This is a genomic window from Promicromonospora sp. NPDC050262 (assembly GCF_040655935.1).
Lineage (GTDB): Bacteria > Actinomycetota > Actinomycetes > Actinomycetales > Cellulomonadaceae > Promicromonospora.
The window spans coordinates 686,727-709,181 of record NZ_JBFAKX010000001.1; the positions used below are offsets into that span (position 1 = coordinate 686,727).

Annotated in this window: 26 protein-coding genes, 1 pseudogene and 1 riboswitch; of the genes and pseudogenes, 16 read left to right on the forward strand and 11 right to left on the reverse strand. The window is 73.7% G+C overall.

From position 1 onward, the window contains the following. Genes AB0I29_RS03055 through AB0I29_RS03070 form a run of 4 tightly spaced genes read left to right on the forward strand, consistent with a single transcriptional unit; the run spans position 1 to position 2,217 of the window. Complete coding sequence (locus AB0I29_RS03055) at positions 1 to 1,074, forward strand: hypothetical protein (protein WP_357477891.1); 1,074 nt, start codon at positions 1 to 3, stop codon at positions 1,072 to 1,074. Further along, entirely contained in the window at positions 1,074 to 1,769 is a 696-nt protein-coding gene (locus AB0I29_RS03060; RefSeq protein ID WP_357477894.1) for a hypothetical protein, read from the forward strand. Before AB0I29_RS03055 ends, AB0I29_RS03060 begins: the two co-directional genes overlap by 1 nt. A 14-nt stretch (positions 1,770 to 1,783) precedes the next feature. After that, complete coding sequence (locus AB0I29_RS03065; protein ID WP_357477897.1) at positions 1,784 to 1,954, forward strand: hypothetical protein; 171 nt, start codon at positions 1,784 to 1,786, stop codon at positions 1,952 to 1,954. After that, positions 1,951 to 2,217, forward strand: coding sequence for a hypothetical protein (locus tag AB0I29_RS03070; protein ID WP_357477900.1), 267 nt, complete (start codon positions 1,951 to 1,953; stop codon positions 2,215 to 2,217). Before AB0I29_RS03065 ends, AB0I29_RS03070 begins: the two co-directional genes overlap by 4 nt. Here the strand turns inward: AB0I29_RS03070 and AB0I29_RS03075 are convergent. The 6 genes from AB0I29_RS03075 to AB0I29_RS03100 form a co-directional block, all read right to left on the reverse strand. Next, positions 2,214 to 2,396, reverse strand: coding sequence for a hypothetical protein (locus AB0I29_RS03075; RefSeq protein ID WP_357477903.1), 183 nt, complete (start codon positions 2,394 to 2,396; stop codon positions 2,214 to 2,216). The two genes, AB0I29_RS03070 and AB0I29_RS03075, sit on opposite strands and share 4 nt — an antisense overlap. Before the next feature lie 101 nt (positions 2,397 to 2,497). Beyond that, entirely contained in the window at positions 2,498 to 3,298 is an 801-nt protein-coding gene (locus AB0I29_RS03080) for a tyrosine-type recombinase/integrase (protein ID WP_357477906.1), read from the reverse strand. Between the two features lie 100 nt (positions 3,299 to 3,398). Continuing rightward, positions 3,399 to 3,620: a hypothetical protein gene (locus AB0I29_RS03085; protein ID WP_357477909.1), complete on the reverse strand. Its 222-nt coding sequence runs from the start codon at positions 3,618 to 3,620 to the stop codon at positions 3,399 to 3,401. Next, positions 3,617 to 4,117: a hypothetical protein gene (locus AB0I29_RS03090; RefSeq protein WP_357477912.1), complete on the reverse strand. Its 501-nt coding sequence runs from the start codon at positions 4,115 to 4,117 to the stop codon at positions 3,617 to 3,619. Before AB0I29_RS03090 ends, AB0I29_RS03085 begins: the two co-directional genes overlap by 4 nt. 197 nt (positions 4,118 to 4,314) lie before the next feature. Continuing rightward, positions 4,315 to 4,971: a response regulator transcription factor gene (locus AB0I29_RS03095; protein ID WP_357477915.1), complete on the reverse strand. Its 657-nt coding sequence runs from the start codon at positions 4,969 to 4,971 to the stop codon at positions 4,315 to 4,317. Continuing rightward, positions 4,968 to 6,107 (reverse strand): sensor histidine kinase, encoded by a 1,140-nt coding sequence (locus AB0I29_RS03100; protein ID WP_357477918.1) that lies wholly within the window; start codon positions 6,105 to 6,107, stop codon positions 4,968 to 4,970. The genes AB0I29_RS03095 and AB0I29_RS03100 overlap by 4 nt, the downstream gene beginning before the upstream one ends. A 162-nt stretch (positions 6,108 to 6,269) precedes the next feature. Here AB0I29_RS03100 and AB0I29_RS03105 point away from each other — a divergent pair, with 162 nt between their 5' ends. Beyond that, positions 6,270 to 6,758: a DUF6326 family protein gene (locus tag AB0I29_RS03105; RefSeq protein WP_357477920.1), complete on the forward strand. Its 489-nt coding sequence runs from the start codon at positions 6,270 to 6,272 to the stop codon at positions 6,756 to 6,758. A gap of 27 nt (positions 6,759 to 6,785) precedes the next feature. Beyond that, positions 6,786 to 6,944, forward strand: a pseudogene (locus AB0I29_RS03110) (cupin domain-containing protein); the annotation flags it as partial. 12 nt (positions 6,945 to 6,956) lie between these two features. Here the strand turns inward: AB0I29_RS03110 and AB0I29_RS03115 are convergent. Continuing rightward, complete coding sequence (locus tag AB0I29_RS03115; RefSeq protein WP_357477923.1) at positions 6,957 to 7,361, reverse strand: GNAT family N-acetyltransferase; 405 nt, start codon at positions 7,359 to 7,361, stop codon at positions 6,957 to 6,959. A 241-nt stretch (positions 7,362 to 7,602) separates the two neighbouring features. Next, on the reverse strand, positions 7,603 to 8,181 hold the full coding sequence (locus AB0I29_RS03120) for a DapH/DapD/GlmU-related protein (RefSeq protein ID WP_357477926.1): 579 nt from the start codon (positions 8,179 to 8,181) through the stop codon (positions 7,603 to 7,605). Between the two features lie 153 nt (positions 8,182 to 8,334). On the opposite strand from AB0I29_RS03120, the gene idi reads away from it, so the two are divergent. The 9 genes from idi (at position 8,335) to AB0I29_RS03165 (ending at position 16,647) form a co-directional block, all read left to right on the forward strand. Continuing rightward, on the forward strand, positions 8,335 to 8,895 hold the full coding sequence (gene idi, locus AB0I29_RS03125; protein ID WP_285103874.1) for an isopentenyl-diphosphate Delta-isomerase: 561 nt from the start codon (positions 8,335 to 8,337) through the stop codon (positions 8,893 to 8,895). Continuing rightward, positions 8,892 to 9,935 carry a polyprenyl synthetase family protein gene (locus tag AB0I29_RS03130; protein ID WP_357477929.1) on the forward strand — a complete coding sequence of 348 codons (1,044 nt, stop codon included), beginning with the start codon at positions 8,892 to 8,894 and terminating at the stop codon, positions 9,933 to 9,935. Before idi ends, AB0I29_RS03130 begins: the two co-directional genes overlap by 4 nt. Further along, on the forward strand, positions 9,932 to 10,822 hold the full coding sequence (locus AB0I29_RS03135) for a squalene/phytoene synthase family protein (protein WP_357477932.1): 891 nt from the start codon (positions 9,932 to 9,934) through the stop codon (positions 10,820 to 10,822). Before AB0I29_RS03130 ends, AB0I29_RS03135 begins: the two co-directional genes overlap by 4 nt. Beyond that, positions 10,810 to 12,375 carry a phytoene desaturase family protein gene (gene crtI / locus AB0I29_RS03140; protein WP_357477934.1) on the forward strand — a complete coding sequence of 522 codons (1,566 nt, stop codon included), beginning with the start codon at positions 10,810 to 10,812 and terminating at the stop codon, positions 12,373 to 12,375. The genes AB0I29_RS03135 and crtI overlap by 13 nt, the downstream gene beginning before the upstream one ends. Further along, the gene (locus tag AB0I29_RS03145) at positions 12,372 to 12,710 is read left to right on the forward strand and encodes a lycopene cyclase domain-containing protein (RefSeq protein WP_357477937.1); all 339 of its coding nucleotides are present in this window, start codon (positions 12,372 to 12,374) and stop codon (positions 12,708 to 12,710) included. The genes crtI and AB0I29_RS03145 overlap by 4 nt, the downstream gene beginning before the upstream one ends. After that, positions 12,707 to 13,036, forward strand: a complete 330-nt coding sequence (locus tag AB0I29_RS03150) for a lycopene cyclase domain-containing protein (protein ID WP_357477940.1) — start codon at positions 12,707 to 12,709, stop codon at positions 13,034 to 13,036. The genes AB0I29_RS03145 and AB0I29_RS03150 overlap by 4 nt, the downstream gene beginning before the upstream one ends. Next, positions 13,026 to 13,886: a prenyltransferase gene (locus AB0I29_RS03155; RefSeq protein WP_357477943.1), complete on the forward strand. Its 861-nt coding sequence runs from the start codon at positions 13,026 to 13,028 to the stop codon at positions 13,884 to 13,886. Before AB0I29_RS03150 ends, AB0I29_RS03155 begins: the two co-directional genes overlap by 11 nt. Before the next feature lie 9 nt (positions 13,887 to 13,895). After that, positions 13,896 to 15,239 carry a TIGR01777 family oxidoreductase gene (locus tag AB0I29_RS03160; protein WP_357477947.1) on the forward strand — a complete coding sequence of 448 codons (1,344 nt, stop codon included), beginning with the start codon at positions 13,896 to 13,898 and terminating at the stop codon, positions 15,237 to 15,239. A 106-nt stretch (positions 15,240 to 15,345) separates the two neighbouring features. After that, positions 15,346 to 16,647 carry an erythromycin esterase family protein gene (locus AB0I29_RS03165; protein ID WP_357477951.1) on the forward strand — a complete coding sequence of 434 codons (1,302 nt, stop codon included), beginning with the start codon at positions 15,346 to 15,348 and terminating at the stop codon, positions 16,645 to 16,647. Here AB0I29_RS03165 and AB0I29_RS03170 read toward each other — a convergent pair. After that, complete coding sequence (locus tag AB0I29_RS03170; RefSeq protein WP_357477954.1) at positions 16,644 to 17,540, reverse strand: alpha/beta hydrolase; 897 nt, start codon at positions 17,538 to 17,540, stop codon at positions 16,644 to 16,646. The two genes, AB0I29_RS03165 and AB0I29_RS03170, sit on opposite strands and share 4 nt — an antisense overlap. A 73-nt stretch (positions 17,541 to 17,613) precedes the next feature. Then, the gene (locus AB0I29_RS03175) at positions 17,614 to 20,316 is read right to left on the reverse strand and encodes a LuxR family transcriptional regulator (protein ID WP_357477957.1); all 2,703 of its coding nucleotides are present in this window, start codon (positions 20,314 to 20,316) and stop codon (positions 17,614 to 17,616) included. Positions 20,317 to 20,421: 105 nt separating this feature from the next. Between AB0I29_RS03175 and AB0I29_RS03180 the strand changes: the two genes are divergently transcribed. Continuing rightward, a complete protein-coding gene (locus tag AB0I29_RS03180) occupies positions 20,422 to 22,014 on the forward strand; it encodes a tannase/feruloyl esterase family alpha/beta hydrolase (protein WP_357477960.1) in 1,593 nt (530 codons plus the stop codon). Between the two features lie 47 nt (positions 22,015 to 22,061). Here the strand turns inward: AB0I29_RS03180 and AB0I29_RS03185 are convergent, their stop codons facing one another. Beyond that, on the reverse strand, positions 22,062 to 22,376 hold the full coding sequence (locus AB0I29_RS03185) for an SMR family transporter (protein WP_357477963.1): 315 nt from the start codon (positions 22,374 to 22,376) through the stop codon (positions 22,062 to 22,064). An 11-nt stretch (positions 22,377 to 22,387) separates the two neighbouring features. Then, positions 22,388 to 22,451, reverse strand: a riboswitch (guanidine-III (ykkC-III) riboswitch). Positions 22,452 to 22,455 lie beyond the last annotated feature (4 nt).

A 22,455-nucleotide genomic window follows, 5' to 3' on the forward strand; every position in this document is an offset into this window, starting at 1 on the left:
ATGGCCGTCGAGACCCACGTCGTCACGGCGACGATCGACCCGGGCGGCCTGAACCTGGTCGCCCCGATCAGCGGTGGCACGCTCACCACCGACGCGTCCTGGGTCCCGTACCACCAGGGCCAGGTCACTGTGCCGATGGGCATCGGTGACATCGGCGCGGCAACCCTGGACGTGCTGCCTGTCCGGATCGACGCGTCCGTGGTCGGCAACCCAGACGCGACCGAGCAGTGGAACCTGCACGCCCGGCAGGTCCGCAAGGACTACCTGGCCGACACCTACACGATCGACGTCGCGTCGGCCGAAGCGCTCGTGCAGGACTGGGGCGCCAACACCAGCTCGACCGCGTTCGCCGCGGACCGCGACCTCAGCCTGATCTGCCGCGACATCCTCCGCATGGTGCTCGGCAACCCCACGCTCAACGTCGGCGTCGACACCGCCGGCCTGCAGATCGACAACACCATGCGGGTCTGGACCGCGGGCACCCCCGCCTGGGACTACCTCGCGGAGATCTGCAACAGCATGAGCGGCCGCACCCTGTCGCCGACCGCGTTCGGCAGCTGGCAGATCCGGCCCGCCGAGGCGTTCGACGTAGCTCCGGTCAACATCCCCAACCCGGAGGACGCCCTGTCCTACGTCGAGGAATGGTCCCGCAACGGCGACTTCGCCGACGCCGTCACCGTCCAGTTCACCGGCGGCGACCCGAGCTACACCACGATCGCGGTTCCCGGGTCATCGCCCGCCGTGTCCGTCCAGGTCGAGGTCAAGCGGTTCGGCACCGCCTACTTCCCCACGACCGCCACGGCCAAGCCCGCACTGTCCAAGGCGCTGGACACCACCACGACCGTCTCTCGCGACCACCCGGCCGACCGCCGGGACCTGTACGCGAGCTTCGTCGAGCACCGCCGTCGCAACCTGGGCTACTTCCTGACCTGGCGCACCCTGTCCCACTACGGCGTCCACCCCCGCTCCGCGATCGGCGACACCGAGATGTTCATCGACCGCGTCACCCACGACTTCGGCACCAACGAGATGAACGTGTCCGCCCGCCTGCCCTACAACGGAGACCCCGTCTGATGAGCTACTTCCTCGCCCCCGCGCTCGCCCAGCTGCGCGACCAGGTCAACGCACGCTACCCCCACCGGGACCGGACCTCGGACGGGTGGATCGGTGACGCCTCGCACGCCGCGCGGCCGTCCGACCACAACCCGGATTGGTCCGCCGGCGGGATCGTGCGTGCGCTCGACCTAGACGAGGACATGGTCGTGGGCCTGTCCTACGCCGGCGAGGCGCTGCCGCTCGCCCGGGCGCTGCTGTCCGACCCACGCACCCGCTACGTGATCTACGAGGGTGCTTGGTCCTACGGCAAGCACGTGCCCGACGTTCTGCACGGCTGGAAGCCGTACACGGGTCCCAACGCGCACCGGCACCACATCCACATCTCCGTGCGTGACGTAGCCGGCTACGACCTCGACGCCCGCCCCTGGGCGCTGACCGACACCACAACACAGGAGGACGACATGACCCCCGACGAGTCCGCCCGACTCAAGGACGTCGAGAAGAACGTCGGCGAGATCGAGACCATCGTTCGCCAGCTGCGGGAGAAGGCGACCCGCACGGAGGCTCGGATCGTCGCGCTGAAGACGATGCCGGTCACCGTCGACATCGACGCGCCCGTGCTCGCCGATGCGTTCGGCGAGCTGCTCAAGACCCTGCCCGCCGCGACCGCGAAGGCCGTCCTCGACGGCGCCGCGGCCCGCCTCAAGTCCTGACCCGAGGAGAACCCATGAAGATGCCCAGCCCCCGGTCCCGGCGCTACCTCTACCGCGCCGGCATCGCCGGTCTCGCCGTGCTCGGCGTCTACGGCCTCGTGAACAGTGAGGAGATCGCGGCATGGTCGATCCTCGCCGCCGCCCTGCTCGGCATGGCCGACGCGAACGTCGAGAAGACCGAGTGACGGAAGACATGACCCTGGGCGAGATCGGGCGCACGCTCAAGCGCCTGGACGAGGGGCAGAACACCCTCATCTCGCGGTTCGACCTGCTCGCGCAGATCTACGTCACCCGCGCCGAGCACGCCGTCACGGCCTCCGCCCAGGGCAAGGACATCGACGAGCTACGCGCCGAGCTGCACGCCCGCCGCGTCCCGTGGCCGGCGGTCGCCTCCGCGATCGTCGCGATCGGCGCGCTCAGCCTGAGCATCGTCCAGCTCGTGACCTAGCAGTCACCCTCGGTCCCGAGCCTCGCGTTGAACATCTCGCACACGCGTTCGTCGCTCGCACGCTGTTCCTGGTAGTAGCTCACGCCCAGGACCAGGCCCACGACGACCGCGATACCGATCCCTATGAACAGCAGCACCCGGAGGAACCGCGCGTCTGCCTCGTCCTGGTCAGTGATCATGCTCGGATCCTAGGCGCCAGAACCGCACCACCGGCGGGCATACCGGGGCGAAATACGGGTGATCCCGGGTCGGCATAGCCGGCCCGGGATCACGGGTTACGTCAGGCCGCCGAGCGGGCAACGGCATACAGGGAGTCCATCGGTAGCTGGATGTACCGCATGGTCGTCTCGGGCTTGGCGTGCCCGAGCAGCCGGCCCACGGCGAGGATGTCGCGCGTGCCCCGGTAGGCGGCCGTGCCGGCCCGGTGGCGCAGGGTGTGCGCCGTCCAGTGCGCCGGCAGCAGCTCGGACAGCAGCTTGGACACGTAGCCGGGCGACAGGTGCCCGTCCTGCCGGCCCGGGAACAGCCACCCGCCGGCCTGCCGGATCGCCGCCTGGAGGTCCTCGTCGAGCACCGGCACCCACCTCTCCTTGCCCCCCTTCCCGACGACGAACAGCAGGTCGCCGTCCAGCCGCGCGCTGTTCACCAGCGCCATCTCGCCCACGCGCAGCCCGCAGTGCCCGCCGAGCAGCAGCAGCCACCGGGACCGGCCCGGCGGGTGCCCCGCGAGCAGCCCGTCCAGGATCGGATCCGGGATGGGCCGGGCGACGCCGGGCGGCACCCGCACCGCCGGCAGCAGCAGTCCGGGGTCCGGGTCGATCAGCCCGCGGGCGTGCATCCAGCGCGTGAAGCCCCGGAACACGCTGGCGGCGCTCCGGATGGTTTCCGCCTCCCACTCGCGCCGCGAGGTCAGGGCGCGCTCGAGGATGCGGATGTTGAGGCTGAACGGGTCGCGTGCGTGCCTCTCCAGGTGGCGCAGGTAGTGCGCGTGCAGTCGAACTGTCATCGGACGACGGCCCGCGGCCCGGAGACTGTCGAGATAGTCCCGGACCACGGGCCGCCAGATAGATGCCTCGGTCATATTTCGATCACACGCCCAATACCGTGCAGGTGGATGAAAATGACGCAGACACGCCGATAACCGATTTCAGATGACGAAACGGTTGATGCACGGACATGCACTAGACCGACGTCGCTTCCAGCTCGCCGCGTCCGGCACGCTCCAGCTCGTCGGCCGCGAACATGACCGCACGGCCCGCGACCTGCACCCGGACCGGGTACAGGCCGGCGTCGCGCACCTCGAGCACAACGCCGGCCTTGCCGTGGTGCGGGTGGGGCGCGCCGTTGGCGAGCGTCGCGGCGACGACGCGCACGTCGTCGCCGCGCTCGAACCAGGCGGTCACGCCGGCACCGCCCGCAGGCGCCGGCCGTGCTCGTCATCGTGCGGCATGGGCGGCTCGACCACTTCCAGCTGCCGCCACGACACTCGGCGAGTGTTGCCCCGCGCGTCGCGGACGCGGATGTACGCGTGGCTCTCGATCGCCTCGATGGTGACCTCTTCGCCCTCGGACCCGCCGCGGGTGATCCGTGCGAGCGCGCCGTCCTCGAGCCCGAGCGCGGCCATCTTCGCCTGGTGGTCCCGCCAGCGCCGGGCCGTGAGCCGCCCACGCGCCTGCTCGAGCAGCTCGACGCTGCGGGCGTACCGCCGGGCGCGCGGCATGTCCCCGCGCTGAACGGCCCACACGGTCATGCGCATCAGCTCGTCGCCGGCGCGCGTCAACGCGTCGAACGCCGGCGATCCGTCGCCGCCGACCAGGGCGACATGCCGCCGCGCCTCGCGCAGCGCGTTCGCGGCGAACTGGCGTGCGTCCCGCTCGACGGGGCTCCGGCGGGCGCTCATGCCGCCACCTGCCCGTCAGCCAGGCGCAGGTACCGGCCGTAGGAACCGCCCTTGACCTGCGGCTGGACATAATCGGACGGTCGTTGGTTCAAGTCCAACCGCGGGAGCCGGAACGAGGCTCTGAATCCCCCTTTGACGTGGGGATTCGGGGCCTCGTCGTTTCGTAGTCAGCCCTGATCAGAAGGGCTGCGCGTTCACTAGTCGGCTCTCACACGTCTGGTGTCGTATGCCCACATCGCGATCTCGACGCGGTTGCGGGCGCCGAGCTTGGTCATCAGCGATGCGACGTGGGTCTTGACCGTGCTCAGGCCGACGAAGAGCACGGTGGCGATCTCGGCGTTGGTCCGGCCCCGCGCCACCAGCGCGAGCACCTCCTCCTCGCGCTCGGTGAGCGGGTCGATGGGCTGGACCGGTACCACCGGTGCCTGGTCGGCGAAGGTCGCCAGCAACCGGCGGGTGACGTTGGGGGCGATGAGCGCGTCCCCGTTGGCCGCCGCGTGGATGGCCTGCACGAGGAGCTCCGGCCCGGCGTCTTTGAGCAGAAAGCCGCGGGCGCCGGCGCGTAAGGCGCCGAGGACGTACTCATCGAGGTCGAAGGTGGTGATCACGATGACCGCCATCGGGTCCGCCACGTCTGACCCGGCCAGGCGCCGCGTCACTTCGATGCCGTCGAGCCCCGGCATCCGGATGTCGACGAGGAGGACGTCGGGACGCAGCCGGGTCGCCAGGTCGAGCGCTGCGAGCCCGTCGGCTGCCTCCCCCACGACCTCGAGGTCGGGTTGCGCGCCGAGAATCATCACCAGCCCGGTCCGGACCAGGTCCTGGTCGTCGGCTACGACAACACGGATGCTCATGCCGGCGCCTCCACCGGCAGCACAGCCTCGACCACCCAGCCACCCTCGGGCCCCGGCCCCGCCGAGAGCGATCCGCCGAGGAGCTTGGCGCGTTCGGCCATGCCCAGCAGGCCGAACCCAGGCTCCGGGGCTGGCCCCGGCTCGGTCTGTCCATCGTCGCTGACACGCAGCCTGACGGCGTCGCCCTCCCGCCGTACGTCGATCTCGACGCGGGTCGCGCTCCGGGCGTGCCGTACGGCGTTGGTCAGCGACTCCTGCGCGAGCCGGTAGAGCGCGGCGTCCACGGGTCGTGCCAGCCGGGTGAACGGACCGTTCAGCGAGACCTCGACGGTGGGCGTCGCATCGGCTCGCGCCAGAGCCGGCAGGTCCGCGACACCCAGCTGCGGTGAGTAGGCGACGGCTTCCTCCTCACGCAGCACCCGCACCATGGATCTCATCTCCGCCAGGGTTCGCGACGCTTCGGACTCGATCGCGGCCAGGACCTCGGCAGCCTTCTCGGGCTGGATGCCGGCGACCACGCCACCGGCCTGCGCCTGCACCGCGATGGCCGAGACGTGGTGGGCCACGGTGTCGTGCAGCTCGCGCGCCAGCGCCACCCGCTCCTGATTGCGGATCTCGCGCCGTTGGCGATGCCAGAGGTCCGCGCGGTAGCGGAACACCGCCGCGAGAGCGACGAACAGCAGCAAGAGGACGCTCCCGCCGAAGACGTCGGCCCAGCCCGCGGAGGAGGCGTACGTCCCCAGCGCGACGACGACTGTCACGAACGCCGTCCCCAGGACCATCTCCCGTCCCGAACCCCACCGCACGAGGGAGTAGAGCAGGATCAGGACGGCCATCATGGAGTAGAGGCCGAGGTCCTCGGCGTGCGCAGTCAGCTGCAGGACCGAGAGCAGCCCGGCGACGCCCCACCCGACCAGGGCGGCCATGAGGGGGCGAGCCCGCCGCCAGAGCAGGGCAGGCACCAGCACCAGGGCGAGCACCGTCACAAGGGGTCGCCAGGCCAAGCCCGGCCGAACGATGCCCTCGACCAGGGCGGCGGCCGCGAACACGCCCACCAGCAGCCAGTCGAGCCGACCGATGGGTGGGGCGTCAGCAGGCCGCGGCTCATGCCAGATGGAGCGCCGGAAGGTGACCACGGCTCCAGCCTAGGGATCAGCGTGCCTCGGCGTACCGGCCGAAAGCACGAGAGAGAGACCATCCCATCGGCCAGGTGACCTCCGGCCTCCGGGCCGGTGCGCACGCCGCCGAGCTCAGCGAGCGTGGACCTACCGATCCTCACCACGACAACGGAGCCCACAATGAGCACACGGCAGCCCACCACCACACTGGAAGACCAGCGGATCCCGGTGAGAGCCAAGCTCGCCGCAGCGTGGACAAGCTTCATGTTCCTGTACGCCTACGTGGACATTCTCGGCTTCTTCACGCCCGGCATCGTCGAAGACATCCTCGACGGCCGGGTCTTCGAGTTCGACCTCTCCCAGACCTTTTCGACCACGGCGCTGACCCTCATGGCCATCCCGATCTTCATGATCGTGCTGTCGATGACGCTGCCCGCCCGCGCGACCCGCATCGCGAATCTCGTCGTGGCCGCGCTCTACGTCCCCGTCACGGTATTCAATGTGGCGGGTGGGTTCTGGCTGTACTTCTACGGCCTTGGTGTCGTACTGGAATTGATCGTTCTCGCCCTCATCATGAGGTGCGCCTGGACCTGGCCCCGCACCGCACAGTCGGCGAACAGGGCGACCAGCCCAAACCGTGAAGGCGTTCGCGCCCAGCAGCAAGCGTGAACCAAGTGTCCGTCCTGGGAGGGCGAGGCCACGATCACCATCGGTGACGAGACGGTCGTCGCCCAGGCCGGCGACACCGCCGTCGTCCAGCCCGACGTCTGGCACGGCTTCACCAACACCGGGACCGGGACGCTGCGCATGATGTGCATCCACGCCTCGGACACGATGATCCAGGAGAACCGCTGATGTCCCAGGGGCCTATGCGAGCCGCATGAGCCCCGCCGCCGTCGTCCGGAAGCCGCAGGCGTCGAGGTAGAACCGCGACCGGTCCTCCTCGAAGTCGACGTGCAGCCACTCACAGCCGTGGTCGCGGGCGGCGTCGGCGGCCGCCGCGACCAGCGCTCGCCCGATGCCCCGTCCCTGGTGCTCGGGGTCGACGACCGTGTCGAGCAGCACCGCGTGGGCCCCGCCGTCGCCGATCACGTTGACGAACCCGACCAGGTTCCCGGTCGGATCGGTCGCCGTGACCCAGGTCAGGCTGTGGCGGGCCAGGCGCTCGGACCACGGCGTCACCGCATCCGACGGGCTGGCGAACGCGCGGTCGTGCAGCGCTGAGAGGTCGGCGTCGTCGACCGGGCCTCGGAGAACCAGGGTCATGTCCATCGCGGCACCCTACGTCGGGCCCCGGGCAACCCGAGGTCAGTCCCGCAGGCGGTTCGCGCGACGTCGGACTCCCCGACCCGGCGCAATGCCACCCGGAGATCGCCCGCGACGATCGCGTCGTGGTCCACCACCGCCACCGTCATGCCGACGTGCCGTGCGGCCTCGGCCTCCTGCGCGAAGTGCTCATCAGGGACTCGGGGCGCGAGCGGGTCGGACGGGACCAGGAGCAGAGGCGAGGGCACTACCACCGCCTCCGCACCGTCCCCTTCGGCCCGCTCACCAGGCTCGCCGCCGGCACGTCGTCGGCCACCACGGCCCCCGCCGCGACGACGGCGTCGCGTCCGATGCTGACGCCGGGCAGGATCGTCGCGCCGGCGCCGATCCACACGTTCTCGGCCACGTCGATGGGCGCGCCGGTCAGCCAGGCCCGCCGCTCCTCGGGGTCCACGGGGTGCCCCATCGTGATGAAGGTGACCTGGGGCGCGACCATCGTGCCCGCGCCCAGCCGGATCCCGGCGTAGTCCAGGAACGTGCAGCCCTGGTTGACGAACACCCGCTCGGCCAGGTCGAGGCGGAGGCCGTGGTCCGTGTAGAAGGGCGGGTAGACGGTGACCCGGTCCGGGAGCGGGCGGCCCAGGATCCGCTCGAACAGGGCAGCCTTGCCCGCCTCGTCGTCGAACGGGAGCATGTTCAGGCGCGAGGTGAGCGCCGTGACCTCCATGACCCGCTCGTGCATGGCTCTGAACTCAGGTCCCAGGACGCGTTCGCCCCTGGCTTCGAGCTCCGGATCGTGGATGCGCAGGAAGCGGTCGCCGGTCACCGGACGATTGTGGCGCACCGGAACCCCGTCCGGTCTCGGAACCGCTCCGAACTCACCCAGGACCCCTGTGAACTGGCCCAGGATCAACAGTGAGAAAAACTGCTTCCTGTGCTTGAATATAGCCAGGCTAGCAAAATCACGAGAGGGTTCACTGTGACGACCGAGAGAGTGGTCCTGCTCGACGACGACGGGACTCCCGTCGGGTCAGAGCTCAAGAGTGCCGTGCACTCCGAGCACACGCCGCTCCACCTGGCGTTCTCGTGCCACGTGCTCAACCCGGCGGGCGAGGTGCTGGTCACGCGGCGCTCCCTGCACAAGCAGACCTGGCCGGGGGTGTGGACCAACTCCTTCTGCGGACATCCCGAGCCGGGCGAGCCGAGCGAGGAGGCGGTCCTGCGCCGCGCGCAGGACGAGCTCGGCCTGAGCCTGCGCGAGCTCCGCCTGGAGCTGCCGCACTTCCGGTACCGCGCCGTCGACGCCAGCGGGATCGTGGAGAACGAGGTGTGCCCGGTCTACGTCGCGGTCACCGAGGACGAACCGCTGGTCAACCCGTACGAGGCCATGGAGGCCAGGTGGGCCGACGGCGGAGCCCTCGGCCAGGCCCTGCGCGCCACGCCGTGGGCGTTCTCGCCCTGGTTCGTGGAGCAGGCCGACGAGATGCCGCTGTACGCCGCCCTGGCCACACGGTCCGCCAGAGACGTGTCGTGGCCATGACCGAGATGCTGACCCACGACTCCGTGGACGTGGTGCTCGCCGACTTCTTCGCCGACCGCGTCCGGCGCGCCACTCCCCTCGCGGAGCACTACGCGCTGCTGTGGCGCCGGCTGGCGCGGTCGAGCGAGGGCGGCAAGCGCCTGCGCCCCCGGCTCCTGCTGGACGCGCACGCCGCGTTCGGCGGCCCGCACCCGCAGGACGCCGTCGTGGCCGCCGCCGCGTTCGAGCTGGTGCACACGGCGCTGCTGCTGCACGACGACGTGCTCGACCGCGACCTCACCCGGCGCGGGCGCCCCAACCTGGCGGCCGAGTTCGCGGGAGACGCGAGCCAGGACGGGCTGTCCCCGCACGCCGCGGCCGCCTGGGGCACCGCCTCGGGCATCCTCGGCGGCGACCTGCTGCTCAGCTCGGCGTACGCCCTGATCGGCCGGATCCGGTCCGAGGGTCGCGCCGAGCTGACCGACATCATCGCCGAGAGCCTGTTCCGCGCCGCGGCCGGCGAGCACGACGACGTCGCGTTCGGGCTGGGCACCGCCCCGGCCACCCCCGACCGCGTGCTGCGGATGATGGCCAACAAGACCGGCAGCTACTCCTTCGCCGGACCCCTGCGGGCCGGCGGCGCACTGGCCGGCGCCGGCCCGCAGGCCTCGGCCGAGCTGGAGCAGGTCGGCATCGCCCTCGGCATGCTCTACCAGGTGCGCGACGACCTGCTCGGCGTGTTCGGCGACCCGCACCGTACCGGCAAGAGCACGACCGGCGACCTGCGCGAGGGCAAGCGCACCCTGCTGGTCGCCTGCGCGGAGGGACACCCGGAGTGGACGGCGGTGCGGCACCTGTGGGGCCGCCCCGAGCTCGACGAGGCCGACGCCGACCTGCTCCGCGCCGCCCTGGTCGCCAGCGGCGCCCGCGCGGCGGTGCTGGACCTCGTCGACGCCAAGCGGCGGGCCGCCGTCGCGATGGTCGAGCGGTCGGAGCTGCCCACCGTGCTGAGGCGGGAGCTGACCGGGCTCGCCGTGCGGCTCGCGGAGCGTGAGTCGTGATCCCGTCGTCCTCGCTGGCCCTGTACTCGCACACCGCCCACGCGGCCGCGGCCCAGGTGATCGGCGCCTACTCGACGTCGTTCAGCCTGGCCACGCGACTGCTGCCGCCGAGCACGCGCGGCATGATCGAGGACATCTACGCGCTGGTGCGCGTGGCCGACGAGATCGTCGACGGGCCGGCGCAGGAGGCCGGGCTCGCGCACGACGAGCGCCGCGCGGCCCTGGACGCGCTCGAGGAGGAGACCTACCTGACGCTCGACCGCGGGTTCAGCACCAACATGGTGGTGCACGCCTTCGGCACGACGGCGCGCTCCGTCGGCATCGACGAGACACTGGTACGCCCGTTCTTCGCGTCCATGCGCCGCGACCTCGACCCGGTGGTCGCGCTGGACGACGACGAGTACCGCACCTACGTGCATGGCTCCGCCGAGGTGGTGGGCCTCATGTGCCTGCGGGCGTTCCTGGACGGCCATCCCGTACCGCTGGGCGTCCGCGCCCGGCTGGAGGAGGGCGCCCGCCGGCTCGGCGCGGCGTTCCAGAAGATCAACTTCCTGCGCGACCTCGGCGACGACCAGGAGCGGCTGGGCCGCACCTACTTCCCGGGCGCCCGCCCCGAGCAGCTCGACGAGGACCGCAAGGCCGCCGTCGTGGCCGACGTCGACGCGGACCTGGCCGCCGCACGCGCCGTGCTCCCGCTGCTGCCGGCCGGGCCCCGGCGGGCGACGGCGCTGGCGGCGGGCCTGTTCTCCGAGCTCAACGACCGGCTGCGCAGCACGCCGGCGGCGCAGATGCACGTCCGGCGGGTCTCGGTGCCCACCACCGTCAAGATGCGCATCGTCGTCGCCACGCTCGCGGGCGCCCAGGCGGGCCGGCGATGGGCGGCATGAGCGTCGGGCAGCCCGGACGGCGCGTGGTCGTGATCGGCGGCGGCATCTCGGGCCTGGCGACGGCTGCCCTGCTGGCCCGGGAGGGCGCGTCGGTCACCCTGCTGGAGGCCCGGTACGAGCTGGGCGGGCGCGCGGGGCGCTGGCACCGCGACGGTTTCGTCTTCGACACCGGCCCGTCCTGGTACCTCATGCCCGAGGTCTTCGAGCACTTCTTCCGCCTCCTGGGCACGAGCGCCGCCGACGAGCTGGACCTGATCCGCCTCGACCCGTCCTACCGGGTGTTCTTCGAGGACGACGCCGAGCCCTTCGACCTGCCCGCCGACGGCGCACGCGAGGCCCTGCTCGCGCTCGACCCGGCGTCGGCCCCGCGGCTGCGCGCGTACCTGGACTCGGCCGCCGAGACCTACCGGATCGCCACCGAGCGGTTCCTCTACGCCACGTTCGCCTCGCCCGCGCCGCTGCTCGCGCCGGACGTCGTGCGGCGCGCCCCGCGGCTGCTGCGCCTGCTCGGCGAGTCGCTGGACCACTTCATCGCGCGCCACACCACGGACGAGCGGGTACGCCGGATCCTCGGCTACCCCGCGGTCTTCCTGGGCACGTCGCCCAGCGCCGCGCCGAGCATGTACCACCTGATGAGCCACCTCGACGTGACCCAGGGCGTGCTGTACCCGCGTGGCGGGTTCGGCGCGGTGATCAACGCGGTCGCCCGCCTCGCCGAGCGCCAGGGCGCCCGGCTCCTGACCGGCCAGCGGGTGCGCCGCATCACGGTGGCCGACGGCGCCGCGAGCGGCGTCGACGTCACCGGCCCGGACGGCCGTACCCGCCACCTGGCCGCCGACGTCGTGGTCTCGACCGCGGACCTGCGCGTCACCGAGCACGAGCTGCTCGGGCCGCGGCACCGCAGCCGGAGCGACCGGTGGTGGACGCGCCGCGACCCGGGGCCCGGGGCCGTGCTGGCGCTGCTGGGCGTGCGCGGCGAGCTCCCCCGGCTGGCCCACCACTCGCTGCTGTTCGCCCGCGACTGGCAGGAGGGGTTCGACGCCATCTACGGCCCGAACCCGTCCGTGCGGACGCCGACGTCGCTCTACGTCTGCAAGCCGAGCGCCACGGACGACGTCGCACCGCCCGGGCACGAGAACCTGTTCGTGCTCGTCCCCGTGCCGGCCGACACGTCGATCGGCGCGGGCGGGGTCGACGGCGCCGGGGACCCCGGCGTGGAGGGCGTCGTCGACGACGCGATCGCGCAGATCGCCAAGTGGACCGACACCCCGGACCTCGCCGAACGCGTGGTCGTGCGGCGCACGATCGGGCCCGCAGACTTCGAGCGGGACCTCGGCGCCTGGCGCGGCGGCGCCCTCGGCCCGGGCCACACCCTGCGGCAGAGCGCGATGTTCCGCGGGTCCAACGCGTCGTCCCGCGTCTCGGGCCTGCTGTACGCGGGGGCGACGACGATCCCCGGGATCGGCCTGCCCATGTGCCTCATCAGCGCGGAGCTGGTGCTCAAGCGGCTGCGGGGCGACACCAGCGCCGGGCCGGTGCGGGAGGAGTCATGAGCTTCGTCTACCTCGCCGCGCTGCTGGTCTCGGCGGCGGGCGTGCTCGTGGTGGACCGGCGGTTCCGGCTCTTCGTCTGGGACGCCCCGGGCCGCGCGGCGGCCGTGCTGGTCGCGGGCACCGCGTTCTTCCTGGCCTGGGACCTGGCGGGCATCGGGCTCGGCGTGTTCCTGCACGGCGCCGGCCCGTACATGACCGGGCTCATGCTCGCCCCCGAGCTGCCGGTCGAGGAGATCGTCTTCCTGGCGTTCCTCTGCGAGCTCACGATGGTCCTGGTCCTGGGCGCGCAGCGGCTGCTGGGCCGGACCGCCGTCCGAGAGGACGTGCCGCGATGACCTACCTGCTGCTCGCGGCGCTCTTCCTCGTGGTCGCGGCGGTGGTCGCCGCCGTCGCGCACCGGATCGCGGCCCGCCGCGCCGGGCCGCCCGGGACCCGCCCGATCGGCTGGCGCCCGGCCGTCCTGGCCGCCGTCGCCCTGCTCGTGCTCACCGCCGCCTTCGACAACCTGATGATCGCGAGCGGGTTGTTCACGTACGCCGACGCGCACATCTCGGGGCTCCGGATCGGGCTCGCGCCGGTCGAGGACTTCGCCTACCCGCTGGCGGGCGTGATCCTGCTGCCCGCCCTCTGGACCCTGTTCGGGAGTCGTCGTGCTCGCTGACCTGGTGCGCGCGTCGCGCCCCCTGAGCTGGATCAACACGGCCTACCCGTTCGCCGCCGCGTACCTGCTGACCACGGGGACGGTCGACGTCGCGCTCGTCGTGGGCACGCTGTTCTTCCTCGTGCCCTACAACCTGGCGCTGTACGGGATCAACGACGTGTTCGACTACGCGTCCGACCTGACCAACCCCCGCAAGGGCGGCGTCGAGGGCGCTCTGCTGTCGCCGCGCCGGCACCGCCCGGTCCTCGTCGCGTCCGTGGCGACCTGCGTGCCGTTCGTCGCCGCCCTGGTGCTGCTGGGCCCGCCGGCGTCGTGGGCGGTCCTCGCGGTCAGCCTGTTCGCGCTGGTCGCCTACTCCGCGCCGCCGTTCCGGTTCAAGGAGGTGCCCGTGCTGGACTCCCTGACGTCCAGCGTGCACTTCGTGAGCCCGGCGGTCTACGGGCTGGCACTGGCCCAGGCGGACCCGACGCCGCAGACGTTCGCGGTGCTCGGCGCGTTCCTGCTGTGGGGCATGGCCAGCCACGCCTTCGGCGCGGTGCAGGACGTCGTGCCCGACCGCGAGGGCCGCATCTCCTCGATCGCGACGGCGTTCGGCGCGGCCACCACCGTGCGGCTCGCGCTGGGCGCGTGGGTCGTCGCGGGCCTGCTGATGGTCACGACCGGGTGGCCCACCGCACTCCTGGGCCTGCTCGCCGTCCCCTACCTCGTGCTCGCGGCGCCGTACGCCACCGTGAGCGACGAGGACTCCGCGCGCGCGAACGGCGGCTGGCGGCACTTCCTGTGGGTCAACTACGCCGCGGGCGCGGCGGTGACGATCCTCCTGATCGCGACGGCGGCCGGCTACCTGTAGGGAGGAACCATGGGTCTGACGTACTCGAGCGTCGTGGGGCACCCGCGCCCCGAGGTGTTCGCCTGGCACGAACGGCCCGGCGCGGTCCTGCGGCTCACCCCACCCTGGACGCCCCTGCGCGTGGTCCGCGAGGCGTCCACGCTCGCGGGCGGGGCGGCCGTGCTGCGGCTGCCGCTGGGCCTGCGGTGGGTGGCCCGGCACACCGGCTACGAGCCGCCGGAGCGGTTCGTGGACGAGCTGGTCTCCGCGCCGCTGCGCTGGGTGGTGCCGTGGCGGCACACCCACGAGTTCCACGAGGAGGGCGGCGGCACCCGGGTCACCGACACCGTCGCCACCCGCGTGCCCGAGGCCCTGCTGCGGCCGATGTTCACCTACCGGCACCGCCAGCTCGGTCTGGACCTCGCGGCGCAGGCTACCGCCCGCAACGCCGGCGACTGGCCCAAGGTCGTCGCGGTCACCGGCAGCCGGGGACTGGTCGGCAGCGCCCTGGTGCCGTTCCTGACCACGGCGGGCCACCGCGTGATCCGGCTCGTGCGGGGCGCGCCGCACGGCCCCGACGAACGGCGCTGGGACCCGCGGTCCCCCGCCGACGACCTGCTGCGGGGCGTCGACGCCGTGATCCACCTCGCCGGGGCGTCGATCGCGGGCCGGTTCACCGACGCGCACCGCGCCGCGGTGCGCGGCACCCGCACCGGGCCGACGACGGCGCTCGCCGCGCTCGCCGGGCGCACCGCCGACGGGCCGCGGGTGTTCGTCAGCGCGTCGGCGATCGGGTACTACGGCCCGGACCGGGGCGACGAGGTGCTGACCGAGACGAGCGCGCCCGGGGACGGGTTCCTCGCGGACGTCGTCCGCGACTGGGAGCGGGCGACCGCGGTCGCCGCCGAGGCGGGCCTGCGCGTGGTCACCGTGCGCACCGGGCTGGTGCAGTCACCGCGCGGCGGCACCCTGCGGCTGTTCTACCCCCTGTTCGCCGCGGGCCTGGGCGGCCGGCTGGGCGACGGGCGGATGTGGCAGTCCTGGATCGGCATCGACGACCTGGTGGACGTCTACCACCGCGCGCTGTACGACGAGCGCCTGTCCGGCCCGGTCAACGCCGTCGCGCCCACGCCCGTGCGCAACGCCGCCTACACCGCGACGCTGGCCACGGTGCTGCGCCGTCCGGCCCTCCTGCCGGTGCCCGACCTCGGGCCGCGGCTGCTGCTGGGCCAGGAAGGCGCGGACGAGCTCGCGCAGGCCAGCCAGCGGGTCTCGCCGGAGGCCCTGCTCGCGCTCGGCCACCGGTTCCGGCACCCCACGCTGGAGCCGGTGCTGCGTCACCTGCTCGGCCGGGACCCCCGCGCGCGCGGCTGACCCTCGGGCACCAGGGACCGCGCGTCGCGACGACGGCGCGCGGGCCGGGTTGCGCCCTGAGCGCACAGCCCGCCGTGCGGCGTCGGGCGGGCGCTACGTTCCGGGGGTGAGCGACGACCTGACCGCCTGGCTGCGCGCGAACGCGCGCCGCCTGGCCACCCTGGACCCGGATGCCGACGACGACGCCGACCTGCTGCCGCTGCTGGAGATCGTCGGCGACGCGCGGGTGGTGGCGATCGGCGAGTCGATGCACCGCATCCACGAGATGTACCTGGTGCGGCACCGGATCCTGCGGTTCCTGGCGCGGCACGGGTTCACGGCGTACGTGATGGAGTCCGGCTTCCCGGAGGGCCGGCTCGTGGACGACTGGGTCGCGGGCCGCAGCGCGCTCCCGGTCCGCGAGGTGCTGGAGGGCGGCGTCACCTACAGCATGGGCCGGTGCCAGGAGATGCTCGACCTGCTGACCTGGCTGCGCACCGACGGTGGCGTGCGGTTCCACGGCGCGGACGTGCCGGACTCGGCCGCGAGCGCCCGGCCGGCGGTCGAGGCGGTGGCGGGTTTCCTGGACGACGTCGACCCGGGCTTCGCGGCGCACGTGCGCACGGAACTGCTGCCGTTGTTCGACTACCTCCCGGCCGACCGGACCGGGATCGCCCAGGCGGCGCCCGCGCTGCACGCGTACATCGCGCTGCCGGCTGCGGAGCGAGCGGCCCTGACGGCGCTGGTCGGTGAGCTGGCCGAGCGGGTGCGGGCCCGCCGGATCGACTACCTGGAGGCCGGGGCCGACCCGCGGGAGGTGGCGTTCGCGGAGCACGCGGCGCGGGTCGCGCGGCAGACGGACGCGTTCCTCGCGGCGATGCCCGCGGGCGCGACGCGCACCTACCCGCCGGGCAACGTCCGGGACGTGACCATGGCCGACACGGTGCGGTGGGTGCTGGAGCGCGAGCCGCGCGTGGTGGTCGCGGCGGCGAACGGCCACGTGCAGCGCACACCGTTCCACGCGCCGCCGTTCGTGCCGGAGCCGATGACGACGATGGGCCGCGAGCTCGCCGACCGGCTCGGCGACGACCTGGTGGTGCTGGGCACCACGTTCGGCGGCGGCACCGCCTGGCTGCACCAGCCGGGGCCGGACGACGCCCCCGGCCACTCCACACCGTTCACCCAGGACCTCGGTGCGCTGGACCCGCGGAGCCTCGACGCGGCGCTCGCCGCGCCCGGGCTGGGCTCGTACTACGTGGACCTGCGCACGGCCGACGGCGGCGCCGCGCGCGCCCTCGACGCGACGCGCGGCACGCACAACGGGACCGAGCTGCAGCTCGTGGACGCCCGCCGGGCCTTCGACGCCGTCGTCCACGTGGACCGGGTCACGCCCTGGCACACCTGGATCCCGATGCCGGAGCGGCGCTAGACGGGGACCAGCCCCCGGACCTGCCGCGCCAGCGTGGGCCAGACGACGGGCGGCAGGTCGTGCCCGACGTCGTCGAGCACCATGAGCCTGGCGCCGGGGATCGCGCGAGCCGTGGCACGGGCCGCCGTCGTCCGCACCAGGGGGTCGTCCGCGCCGTGCACGACGAGCGTCGGGGTGCGCACCTCGCTCAGCCGGGGCCCGTGCCAGGTCGCGCGGAGCTGCCGGCCCATGGCCCGCATGTCGCGCGGGCCGCAGTCGAGGCCGCGCACGATCCGGGCGCGGGCCGCCTCCTCGTCGACGGGGTAGGCCGGCGACGCCATGGCCCTGGCGACGGCGAGCGCGGACGCGATGTCGCCCTCCCGGGTCCGCGGGTGCCGCGCCAAGACCTGCCGTGCGATCAGCCCGTACCGCAGGTGCCGCAGCGCCGCGATTCCGGCGGCGTCGCTCGGCGGGGCGTCGCACGAGACGAGTCCGAGCGTCCGCTCCGGGTGGCGCAGCGCGAACCGCTGCGCCACGACGCCGCCCTGGGAGTGCCCCAGCGCCACCGCGCGGCCCCAGCCGACGGCGTCGAGCACCGCGGCGGCGTCGTCCACGACGTCCTCGGCCGTATAGGGCACCGAGCCCCCGCCGAACAGGGCCGCCCACGAGACACGCCGCTCGCTCACGCCGAACCGGGTGGAGTCCCCGGTGTCACGCTGGTCGAACCGGACCACGTCGAAGCCCTCGTCGGCCAGCGCGCGGCACAGACCGTCGGGCCACCAGAACCGCGACATGGCCAGCCCCATCAGGAGCAGCAGAGGGGTGCCCTCGCCCCGTCCGAAGCGGTCGTACGCGAGCTGGACGTCGCCGTTGCGCGCAAAGCGGGTCGGCGACCAGGTGTCATGGCCGATCACCCCAACGATTCTCGCTCAGCCGCCTGCACTCGGCGCGGGGATGCGAAAAGCTCGTCCTACCGGGCGGCGCCGTTCAGCGCTCCCGCAGCGCCGCCGCCAGCTCGCGCCGCGAACCGATCCCGAGCTTGCCGAACACCTTGCGCAGGTGCCACTCCACGGTGCGCGGGCTGAGGAACAGCTCCGCGCCGATCTCCGGGTTGGTCCGGCCCGTCACCGCGAGGCGCGCGATCTGCGCCTCCTGTGCCGTGAGCCCGTCCGCCGGCCCGGCGCTGCGCCTGCGGACCGTCTCCCCCGTGGCCGCGAGCTCCCGGCTCGCCCGCCCCGCGAAACCCTCGGCGCCCGCCGCGGCGAACACCTCGTGCGCGGCGCGCAGGTGCTCCCGCGCCGCGGCGCGCCGGTTCTCCCGGCGCAACCACTCGCCGTAGACCAGGCGGGCCCGGGCCGTCAGCAGGGTCAGCCGCGTACCGCCCAGGAGGTCGATCGCCTCGCGGTACCGGTCCTCGGCCGCGGCCGGCGGACCCGCCAGCGCGTCCGCGAGCGCCTGCGCGCCCAGCGCCCACGACGTTCCCGCGGCGGCGGCGCGCTCCACGAGACGCTCACGCGCCTCGGCGGCTGCCCCGGCCTCCCCGGCGCGCGCCGCGGCCTCGACCAGCTCGCCGAGGCTCCAGCCCGTCAGGGCGAGGTCGTCGTACGCCACGGCGCGGCGTGCGGCCTCCAGGGCGGCCGGGTACCGGCCGAGCCCGTTGTGCAGCACGGCCTCGGCGTAGCCCGCCAGGCCGAGCCAGCGGCCCTCGCCGCGCGCCTCGGCCTCGCGGACGGTGGCGTCGACCAGGCGCATCGCGGGCTCCTCGACGCCCCGGTGCGCGGCGAGGGTGAGCGCGGCGGACGGGTGCGGGGGCAGGTTCGCGAAGGACTCGGCCTCGCGCAGCAGGTCGGACGCCTCGCCGAACCGGCCCTCCGCCACCAGGGCGCCGGCACGGAAGGTCAGGGCCGTGGGCAGCACCGTTCGGGCCCCGGCCGAGCGCGCGGAGGCGAGGGCCTGCTCGGTGAGCCGGAACCAGGCGGCGTCGTCCCACAGCTCGTGCGCCACCGGGGCGGACAGCCACAGCAGCGCCGCGTCGTCGTCGGCCGGCGCGGCGAGCGCGCCGCGCAGGTGCGGCACGGCGGGGCCGTACCCGGCGGTGTACCGCACGGCGAGCCCGGTGAGGAACAGACCGGTCACCTCCGGTCCGGACGGCACTGCGCGCGCGGCCTCGGCCGCGCGCCGCAGGTCGTCGTCGCCGAGCCGGCCCGCGTGCACGGCGGCGCCGAGCGCCCAGAGGTATGCCTCGCGGGCCGCCGCCGGGTCGAGCTGGTCCAGCCGCCGCGCGGCCTCGAGGAGCGGTCCGACGGCGCCCCGGCCGCGGTCGAGCGCGAACGCGACCTGGGCCCGCAGCCGCTCCGCCCCGGCCCTCTGCAGCGGTTCGAGCGGGCCCAGCTCCGCGGCCGACAGCAGGCCGGGTATCCCGTCGAGGGCGCCGGAGGCGAACCGTGCGCGCGCGGCGGCCAGGACACGCTCGGCCCGCAGCTTCGGGTCCTGGGTCAGCTCGGCGGCGCGCTCCAGGAACGCCGCCGCGGCGGACCGCCCGCCGCGCGCGAGCGCCCGGTCGGCGGTGCGCTCCAGCTCGCCGGCCACCTCGTCGTCCGGCCCGAGCGCGGCGTGCGCCCGGTGCCAGGCGCGGCGGTCGGGGTCCTGGCCCGGGTCGGTCACGTCGGCGAGCGCCCGGTGCGCCGCGCGCAGCTCGGCCGGCGTGGCCGAGCGCCAGCAGGCGGAGCGCACCAGGGGGTGGTGGAACCGCACGCGGGCGCCGATCCGGACCAGCCCCGCCGCCTCGGCCGCCGCGGCGGCGTCCGGGGCGACGCCGAGCCGGTCGAGCGCCCGCCAGAGCAGCGGCACGTCGCCCACGGGTTCGACGGCGGCGGTGAGCAGGAGCGTCCGGGTGTCCGCCGGGAGGTCGGCGACGCGCCGCTGGAACCCGTCCTCGACCTGGTCGGTGACGGGCGTCGGGCTCGGGGCGCCGAACCCGAACGCGAGCTCCGCCGGCGTCAGCCCGCGGGGCAGCTCCAGGAGCGCGAGCGGGTTGCCGCGCGTCTCGGCGAGGATCCGCGCCCGGACGTGGTCGTCGACCGGCCCCGGCAGCGCCGAGTCGAGCAGCGCGGCGGCGTCGGCGTCCGGGAGGCCGACGACCCGGAGCTCGGGCAGGCCCGGGAGCACCTGCTCGTCGCCGGGGCTGCGCACGGCGAGCACCAGGGCGACCGACTCGGCCTGCAGGCGACGGGCCACGAAGGTCAGGATCACCTCCGACATCCGGTCGACCCACTGGACGTCGTCCACCAGGCAGACCAGCGGCTGCTCGGCCGCGGCCTCGGCGAACAGCCCGAGCACCGCGAGGCCGACCAGGAGCGCCTCGGGCGGGCGGCCGGGGCTCAGGCCGAAGGCCGTGGCAAGGGTGTCCCGCTGCGGTGCGGGCAGCCGGTCGAGGTGGTCCAGGAGCGGGGCGCAGAGCTGCTGCAGCGCCGAGTAGGCGATCTCGGACTCCGGCTCCACGCCGACCGTGCGAACCACCCGGGCACTCCCCGCCCGCGTGGACAGGTGGTCCAGCAGCGCCGTCTTGCCGATCCCCGCCTCGCCCCGCAGCACCAGGACCCGGCTGTGCCCGGCCCGGACCTCACGCAGCAGCTCGTCGAGCGCGTCCGTCTCACGCCGCCGGCCACGCAGCACCGTCTCGCTCCGCACACGCACCTCCCCGCGGAGGTTACACCGGGCGGGACCGGCACCCGGGGGCGCACCAGGGTGTCTCCCTGGGGCGGCCCCGGCTGCCGCCCGGCCAGGCTGTGCACCATGAACAAGCTAGTCATGCTGGTCACGGCGGCGCTGTCGGTGTCTGCGGCGGGGCTCCTCCCGCTCGCGGCACCGGCGAGCAGCCCTGCCGAGGACGCCCACCCCGCGTCGTCGTGCGCCCCCGTACCCGTCTCCGCGCCGCGCGGTGCCCAGGTCGAGTCCGTGACCGCCCAGGCCTTCCCCGCCGGGACCGTCACCTTCCCCGAGGCGACGCCGCCGCTCCAGACGCCCGCCCCGATCCCCGACGTGCCCGCCCGGTGCGACATCACGGTGACCCTCACGCACGGCCGGGCCGGCGACCACGAGACCGTCAAGGTGTCGTTGCCGCAGGACCGGGCCGACTGGTCGGGCCGCTTCCAAGCCACCGGCGGGAGCGCGTACCTGGCCGGCGACCTGGGCGCCACCCTGGTGGCGGCCGTGAAGAACGGCTACGCCGCGGCGGCCACCGACGCGGGTATCGGCCAGTCCCCGGCCGACGTCAGCGGCTGGGCGCTGACGTCGGACGGGCGGGTGAACGGGCCTCTCCTGGAGAACTTCGCGTCCCGGTCGGTGCACGACCTCGCGGTGGTCGGCAAGTCCGTGACCAAGGAGTTCTATGGGAGCAAGGCCACCTACTCCTACTGGAACGGCTGCTCCACGGGCGGCCGCCAGGGGTACGTGGCGGCGCAGGAGTACCCGAAGGACTTCCAGGGCATCCTGGCCGGCGCTCCCGCGGTGAGCTGGGACCGGTTCGCCGTGGCCACGCTGTGGCCGCAGGTCGTGTTCGACGAGGAGGACGTCGCCCCCGCACCGTGCGAGATCGAGGCGTTCAACACCGCGGCCGTCGAGGCCTGCGACACGGTCGACGGCGTGCGGGACGGCATCATCGACGACCCGCAGGACTGCACGTGGGACCCGCGGGCGCTGGTCGGCACCCAGGTGGACTGCGACGGTGCTACGTACACCATCAGCTCGGACCTCGCGGACGCCGTCCGCAAGATCTGGCAGGGTCCGGTCAGCCGGTCCGGTCACCCGCTGTGGTACGGGCCGAACAAGGGCGCCGCGTTCAACTGGCTCGCCACGCCCGGCCAGCCGTTCGTGGTGGCCGACCAGTGGGTCAAGTACTTCGTCGCGCAGGACCCGCAGCTCGACACCGCCCACCTGACCTACCGGCAGTTCGAACAGCTCTTCGCGACGTCGCAGCGCGACTTCCACTCCGTGATCGGCAGCGACGACCCGGACCTGTCCGCGTTCGCCCGCTCCGGCGGCAAGCTGCTGAGCTGGCACGGCCAGGCCGACCAGCTCGTGCCCACCCAGGGCACCGTCGACTACCGCGAGCGCGTCAACCGGGCCATGGGCGGCAACGCCCGGGTCGACAGCTTCTACCGGCTGTTCCTGCCCCCGGGCGTGAACCACTGCGGCATCGGCACGGACCCGCTGGTGACCCTTGTGGACTGGGTCGAGAAGGGGAAGGCCCCAGCGACGCTGCCCGCCGTCGTCACCGAGCGTGACGGCCGGACCGTCACGCGTGAGGTCTGCCGCTACCCGCTGGTGACCCGCTACGAGGGCGACCCGGCCGACGGCGCCGCCTACCGCTGCGTCGCGGCGTCCTGACCCTTGTCGACGAGCGGCGGCCCCGGACGGGGCCGCCGCTCCCGTGCTCAGTGGGTCAGCTTGAGCCCGATCACGCAGCCGATCAGGCCCGCGATCAGCAGCACGCGGACCACGGAGACCGGCTCGGCGCCGGTGACCATGGCCCAGACGACGGTGGTCGCGGCGCCGATACCCACCCAGACGGCGTAGGCGGTACCCACGGGCAGGTCCCGCAGGGCGTACGCGAGCCCGCCCATGCTGGCCACGAGGGCCACGCCGAAGACGATGCTCGGGACGACGTTGCTGAAGCCCTCCGAACGGCTCAGCGCGGTGGCCCAGACGGCCTCGAGAAGGCCGGAGACGACAAGGACGATCCAGGACATGGTGTGCTCCTCAGATGCCGTCTTGTCGCACACCGGGTACGGCAACCCTCGTCCGGGAACCTCTGTGGGCTCTGCCCCT